Below are 6,730 nucleotides of genomic sequence, written 5' to 3'. Positions count from 1 at the left end.
AATCTGTCTATTTTCAATAGACGGGTTATATAACAAAGCAGTATTCAGTAAGACTTTGTTGAAGAAAAATTCGCTGATATAGCTCAGTTGGTAGAGTGCACCCTTGGTAAGGGTGAGGTCCCCAGTTCGAATCTGGGTATCAGCACCAGCTTTAAAAATTTTTCTGGCAGCCATAGCGTAATGGTACCACCTGATCCCATGCCGAACTCAGAAGTGAAACGTTGCTGCGCCGATGGTAGTGTGGGGTCTCCCCATGTGAGAGTAGGTCACTGCCAGATACCTCTTCAAACCCGTAGCGGAAACGCTGCGGGTTTTTTCGTATATGCACGCCAAATTCAATTCTCATAAATAGTCTTGAAGAGATGTTTCGGATGATATAGGGTTAATGGAATTCTAGACGTCTATACATCTTAAGAAGGGAGTGCTTTAAGATGCCCATTAAAATTCCTGATCAACTGCCCGCGGCCAGTACATTGCGTCAGGAAAACATCTTCGTGATGCCTGAAACTCGCGCTGCAAACCAAAGCATTCGTCCTCTTAAAGTTTTGCTACTCAATCTCATGCCAAAGAAGATTGAGACTGAAACGCAGTTCATGCGTTTGTTATCAAACAGTCCACTTCAAATTGATGTAGAGCTTCTACGGATAGATGACAGGCCAAGCAAAAATACACCAACGGAGCACCTTGATACCTTCTACCGTCAATTTCAGATGATCAGAGAGCGTAACTTCGATGGGTTAATCGTAACAGGTGCACCGTTAGGTCTTGTTCAATTTGAAGATGTTATTTATTGGGATCACCTACAAGATATTATGACGTGGGCTAAAGACCATGTGACGTCGACCTTATATGTCTGCTGGGCAGCTCAAGCGGGATTGAAGTTACTGTACGACTTGCCAAAGAAAACCCGAAAAGAAAAACTGTCTGGTGTGTATTGGCACAATACCAATAAAGAACACAGCCATAACCCGATTCTTCGTGGCTTTGATGATGCATTCTTAGCGCCACACTCTCGCTATGCAGATTTCTCTCCAGACTTTCTTGTTGAACATACGGATCTTGATATTTTGGCGACATCGTCAACGGCAGGAACGTATTTGGCAGCGACAAAGGATAAGCGTAATGTGTTTGTCACGGGTCATCCAGAGTACGACCCACTGACCTTACATAATGAATATGTACGAGACGTGGGGGAAGGAATGGAGCCACCTATTCCTGTCAACTATTACCCTGATGACGATCCATCAAAAGACCCGTATGTGAGCTGGCGCAGCCATGGCTACATGTTGTTTTCCAATTGGTTGAACTACTGTGTTTACCAGCAAACACCATTCGACCTGGATCACTTCTCAGAAGACGCATTCACCAAAGACGAAGACGCGTAAATTACCAATCCAACGATCCAAAAAAAGCCTGCTTAAAGCAGGCTTTTTCGTGTCTATTTTGGAGCTTGGAGAGAACGGTTATTCCACCTTCTTCTCTACGGCATCTTCATTTTGTGTTGGCACGCGCGGCTTAATTTCCATGTCCCTTTCCGCCACTTTCGCTTTCTCAATCATTTTCGTGATCGTCGAGCCCTGCACGAGAATTGAGAACACGACCACGGCGTAAGTCATGACAAGAATGATCTCTCGTACATCGATATCTTTCTCCGGCAGGACCATATAGCCTGCGGGTACCGCCATTGCCATCGCAATGGCCAAGCCACCACGCAGCCCCCCCCAAGTAAGAATTCGCACGGCGAACGGGTTGTAATCGCGATAGCGGTTAAAACCAACATAGCAAAGGCGAACACTCAAATAACGTGCGAGAAGCACCAAAGGCACTGCGAAAGCCATGATGATCCAATCTTCTTTGTGGAAGCTAAAGGTCAACATACTCAGGCCAATTAATAAGAACAACACCCCATTTAGGAACTCATCAACCAGCTCCCAGAAATGATCGAGGTGGTCTTCGCTTTCCTTGGAGAAACCAATATAGCGTGTCCAGTTTCCAATCATGATACCGGCAACCACCATGGCCAATGGACCAGATACGCCAATCAAGCCTGCGAATACATAACCAGCAGTTGGAATACCGAGGGTTAGCAGTAACTCCATAGAATGGTCGTCGGTGTTTGAAATAAGATAATGGAACAAGAGCCCAAGTAAGAATCCGTAAACAATGCCGCCAATCGCTTCATGCAAGAAGAGTTCAACAACACCCAATGCCGTTGGTGTTTCTGTACCGAAGGCGATCGTAAATAAGGTGATGAAGATGACCAAACCAAATCCGTCATTGAATAATGATTCACCTTCAATCTGAGTCGATATACGTTTTGGCGCGTCTAGTTTTTTAACGATGGCAAGAACAGCGATGGGGTCTGTTGGTGAAATCAAAGAGCCAAAAAGAAGGCAGTAGATAAAATCAAACTGAATCCCGATGAGCTGGAAGAACAACCAGGCAGCACCGCCGATAAAGAAGGTGGAGACCAAGGTTGCCCCTAGGGCAAGAACCGTGATTTCCCATTTCTGATCTTTTAAGTTTGGGAGTTTGACTCCGAGACCACCTGCAAACAGAAGAAATCCAAGCACACCTTTTAGCAAAAAGTCATCAAAGTGCACTTCGTTGAGAGTCTCTGCGGCCAAGTCTTTTAAATCAAACCAGTTGTTCTGGCCTGAAATCACGATACCGAGAGAGAGAATCAGTGCGCCAGCAGTGATTGCAATGGTTGTTTGCATTTGACCAATTTTGCTATTGATAAATGCAATAGCCATGGCAGCGGCTGCGAGAAAGCACAGTGTTGTATAGACGGTCATAGGTGACCTCATGTTAGCGAAAAAAGGAGAACCCAAAAATTTGTAACGAAATATAGATCTATGCGAGCAAGAAAACTACAACAAATCCGAGTGTTTTCAGGGATCGGCTGAGAGTGAGAAGCGAATAGACGTCTAGATTTCCAATTAAGCTATGTTACTATGCAATTAGCGAGCAATTTAAGAAGGAATTTGTGGCTGTGAGTAGTAAGGACATACTAAAAAAACTGTTGGCTGAGCGCATTCTCATTATTGATGGCGGTATGGGCACCATGATCCAGGACTACAAACTGGATGAGTCTGATTACCGTGGTGAGCGTTTTTCTGATTGGCATTCTGATCTAAAGGGTAACAATGACCTTTTAGTCCTGACGCAGCCAGCGCTCATTAAACAAATTCATGCTGAGTACCTGGAAGCGGGTGCAGACATTCTTGAGACCAACACCTTTAATGCCACCACGATTGCCATGGCCGACTACGACATGGAATCGCTTAGTTCGGAAATCAATCTAGAAGCGGCAAAGCTTGCCCGCGAAGTTGCTGATGAATGGACGGCAAAAAATCCCGATAAACCGCGTTTTGTTGCTGGCGTACTTGGTCCAACGAACCGCACCTGCTCTATTTCCCCTGATGTGAATGATCCGGGCTATCGAAACGTTACATTTGATCAATTGGTTGAAGCCTACTCTGAATCCACGCGTGCGTTGATTGCTGGCGGTGCAGACATCATCTTGGTCGAAACTATTTTTGATACCTTGAACGCCAAAGCGTGTACCTTTGCTGTCGAGACGGTATTTGACGAAGACGGTATTGAACTGCCTGTTATGATTTCAGGCACGATCACTGATGCATCCGGTCGTACCCTGTCTGGTCAAACGACCGAAGCTTTTTATAACTCCCTACGACACGTTAAACCTATCTCCTTTGGCCTTAACTGTGCGTTGGGTCCTGATGAATTGCGTCAATACGTTGAAGAACTGTCACGTATTTCTGAGTGTTCTGTGTCTGCTCACCCCAATGCGGGTTTACCAAATGCATTCGGTGAATACGACCTCAGCCCTGAAGACATGGCTGAACACATCGCGGAGTGGGCACAAAGTGGTTTCTTAAACCTGGTGGGGGGCTGTTGTGGTACGACACCTGAACACATTCGAAAAATGGCGGAAGCTACTCGTAATGTGAAACCGAGAACGCTTCCGGATTTGCCAAAGTACTGTCGCTTGTCTGGCCTTGAGCCATTGACGATTGCGCCCGACACCTTATTCATCAATGTGGGTGAACGTACTAACGTGACGGGTTCGGCCCGCTTCAAGCGCCTCATTAAAGAAGAGCTTTATGATGAAGCATTAGAAGTCGCGCGTCAGCAGGTCGAGGCGGGTGCACAGATCATCGATATCAACATGGATGAAGGCATGTTGGATGCGGAAGCAGCCATGGTGCGTTTCCTCAACTTGTGTGCGACAGAGCCTGAGATTTCGAAAGTTCCCATCATGGTTGATTCATCAAAATGGGAAATCTTAGAAGCTGGCCTGAAGTGTGTGCAGGGCAAGCCTATTGTTAACTCGATTTCCATGAAAGAAGGTGTCGAGAAATTCATTGAACAAGCCAGGCTCATTCGTCGCTACGGCGCCGCGGTTATCGTGATGGCATTTGATGAAGTGGGCCAAGCGGACACGCGCGAGCGTAAAACGGAAATTTGTACTGAAGCCTATAACATTTTGGTGAATGAGGTGGGCTTCCCACCAGAAGACATCATCTTCGACCCGAACATCTTTGCGGTGGCGACGGGCATTGAAGAGCACAACAACTACGCGGTCGACTTTATTGAGGCGGTCGGTGATATCAAACGCACCCTACCACATGCGATGGTTTCGGGCGGCGTGTCGAATGTGTCATTCTCATTTCGTGGTAACAACCCTGTTCGTGAAGCGATTCACGCTGTTTTCCTTTATTACTGTTTTAAAAACGGCATGGACATGGGGATCGTCAACGCAGGTCAGCTTGCGATTTATGACGATCTTCCTGATGAACTTCGTGAGGCAGTGGAAGACGTTGTATTGAATCGACGCGATGATGGTACAGAGCGTCTTCTTGATATTGCAGACAAATACCGCGGGACGGGTGAGGTTAAAGAGGATCGCACGGCGCAAGAGTGGCGCGGTTGGGACGTTGAGAAGCGTTTATCGCATGCCTTGGTGAAAGGGATCACCGAATTTATCGTTGAAGATACGGAAGAAGCCCGCGCGAAAGCAAGTAAGCCCCTTGAAGTGATTGAAGGCCCATTGATGGCAGGCATGAACGTGGTGGGTGATTTATTCGGTGAAGGTAAGATGTTCTTGCCGCAGGTGGTGAAATCCGCACGCGTGATGAAACAGGCGGTTGCCTACCTCGAACCTTATATCAATGCTGAAAAACAAGCAGGGCAAACTAACGGTAAGATTCTCTTAGCCACAGTGAAAGGCGATGTGCATGACATTGGTAAGAATATCGTGGGCGTGGTGTTGCAGTGTAATAACTACGAAATCATTGATCTTGGCGTCATGGTGTCTTGCGACAAAATCTTGCAGGTTGCCAAAGAAGAGAATGTCGACATTATTGGCTTGAGTGGCCTGATCACTCCATCGCTTGACGAAATGGTGCACGTTGCCAAAGAGATGGAACGCCGTGGTTTTGATTTACCACTGCTGATTGGTGGAGCCACCACCTCAAAAGCGCACACGGCAGTTAAGATTGAAGAAAACTACCACGCGCCTGTGGTGTATGTGTCTAATGCATCCCGCGCAGTGGGTGTTTGTTCGGCGCTGTTGTCAGACGAACATCGTCCTGCATTTGTCGAGCGTACAAAGGCTGAGTATGTGACCGTACGTGAACAACATGCGCGTAAGAAGCCGCGTACGCCACCTGTCACTCTTGAAGAAGCACGTGCAAATAAAGTGCCGATTGATTGGGATGCTTACATGCCACCCGTGCCTAATAAGCCCGGAGTGCATGTGTTTACTGATTTCCCAGTCTCGAAAATTCGCAAATATATCGACTGGACACCATTTTTCATGACCTGGTCGCTTAGCGGAAAGTACCCAACAATTTTGCGCCATGAAGTGGTGGGTGAAGAAGCGCAGCGTCTGTTTGATGATGCCAATGCAATATTGGATGACATAGAACGCACAGGCATGATCAAAGCCAATGGCGTGTGTGGCTTGTTCCCAGCCAATAGCGTGGATGACGATGTTGAGGTTTACACCGATGAATCTCGTACTGAGGTTTTCACCGTGTTGAATGGCTTGCGTCAGCAAACGAAAAAGCCAAAAGGTCCTAACTACTGCTTGTCGGATTACATTGCGCCGAAAGAGAGTGGTAAGGCTGACTGGATTGGCGCATTTGCCGTAACAGGTGGTATTGGCGAATACGACATCGCAGAGCAGTTCAAAGCGAAAGGCGACGATTACAACGCCATTATGGTTCAAGCGGTTGCTGACCGTTTGGCGGAAGCATTTGCTGAGTACATGCATGAAGCCGTGCGTAAAGAAATTTGGGGCTATGCACCTGATGAAGCATTGGCAAACGAAGATCTGATCCGTGAAAAGTATCAAGGTATTCGCCCTGCACCGGGTTATCCTGCATGCCCTGAGCATACAGAGAAAGGCAAGATTTGGAGCTTGTTGGATGCAGAAGCAAACACTGGCATGATCCTTACTGAAAGCTATGCAATGTGGCCAGGTGCTGCGGTATCGGGTTGGTATTTCTCGCACCCTGAATCGCGCTACTTTGCGGTTGCACAGATCCAAGAGGATCAGCGAGACAGCTACGCCGATCGTAAAGGATGGGATTTGATCGAAGCCGATAAATGGCTAGGGCCGAATCTGGGCTAGTGTTCGTAACCTAACTTATTATGAACGATACAAAAGGCGCTCATTGAGCGCCTTTTCTGTGTCTAC

At 47.1% G+C, this 6,730-nt stretch carries 3 protein-coding genes, 1 tRNA gene and 1 rRNA gene; 4 read left to right on the top strand and 1 reads right to left on the bottom strand.

Annotated features, from left to right (window positions below; genetic code table 11):
• Positions 1-72: 72 nt before the first annotated feature.
• The 3 genes from LRP50_RS03020 to metA all read left to right on the top strand — a co-directional run bounded on the left by LRP50_RS03020 (position 73) and on the right by metA (position 1,385).
• Positions 73-148: transfer RNA gene (locus LRP50_RS03020), tRNA-Thr, on the top strand.
• 14 nt (positions 149-162) lie between these two features.
• Positions 163-278 (top strand): 5S ribosomal RNA (rrf, locus tag LRP50_RS03015).
• Positions 279-431: 153 nt separating this feature from the next.
• Complete coding sequence (gene metA / locus LRP50_RS03010; protein ID WP_274163001.1) at positions 432-1,385, top strand: homoserine O-acetyltransferase MetA; 954 nt, start codon at positions 432-434, stop codon at positions 1,383-1,385.
• 78 nt (positions 1,386-1,463) lie between these two features.
• Here the strand turns inward: metA and LRP50_RS03005 are convergent, their stop codons facing one another.
• Positions 1,464-2,798, bottom strand: coding sequence for a cation:proton antiporter (locus LRP50_RS03005; protein WP_274163000.1), 1,335 nt, complete (start codon positions 2,796-2,798; stop codon positions 1,464-1,466).
• Between the two features lie 191 nt (positions 2,799-2,989).
• On the opposite strand from LRP50_RS03005, the gene metH reads away from it, so the two are divergent.
• A complete protein-coding gene (gene metH / locus LRP50_RS03000; protein ID WP_274162999.1) occupies positions 2,990-6,664 on the top strand; it encodes a methionine synthase in 3,675 nt (1,224 codons plus the stop codon).
• Positions 6,665-6,730 lie beyond the last annotated feature (66 nt).

This window comes from Enterovibrio gelatinilyticus (assembly GCF_028683095.1).
Taxonomy (GTDB): Bacteria; Pseudomonadota; Gammaproteobacteria; order Enterobacterales; family Vibrionaceae; genus Enterovibrio; species Enterovibrio gelatinilyticus.
This window is presented reverse-complemented; position numbering and strand designations above follow the sequence as displayed.

What these genes read in the sequence shown, in the direction of transcription:
- metA (WP_274163001.1), top strand. Translation starts at nt 432, where the DNA reads ATGCCCATTAAAATTCCTGATCAACTGCCCGCGGCCAGTACATTGCGT.
- LRP50_RS03005 (WP_274163000.1), bottom strand. Translation starts at nt 2,798, where the DNA reads ATGACCGTCTATACAACACTGTGCTTTCTCGCAGCCGCTGCCATGGCT.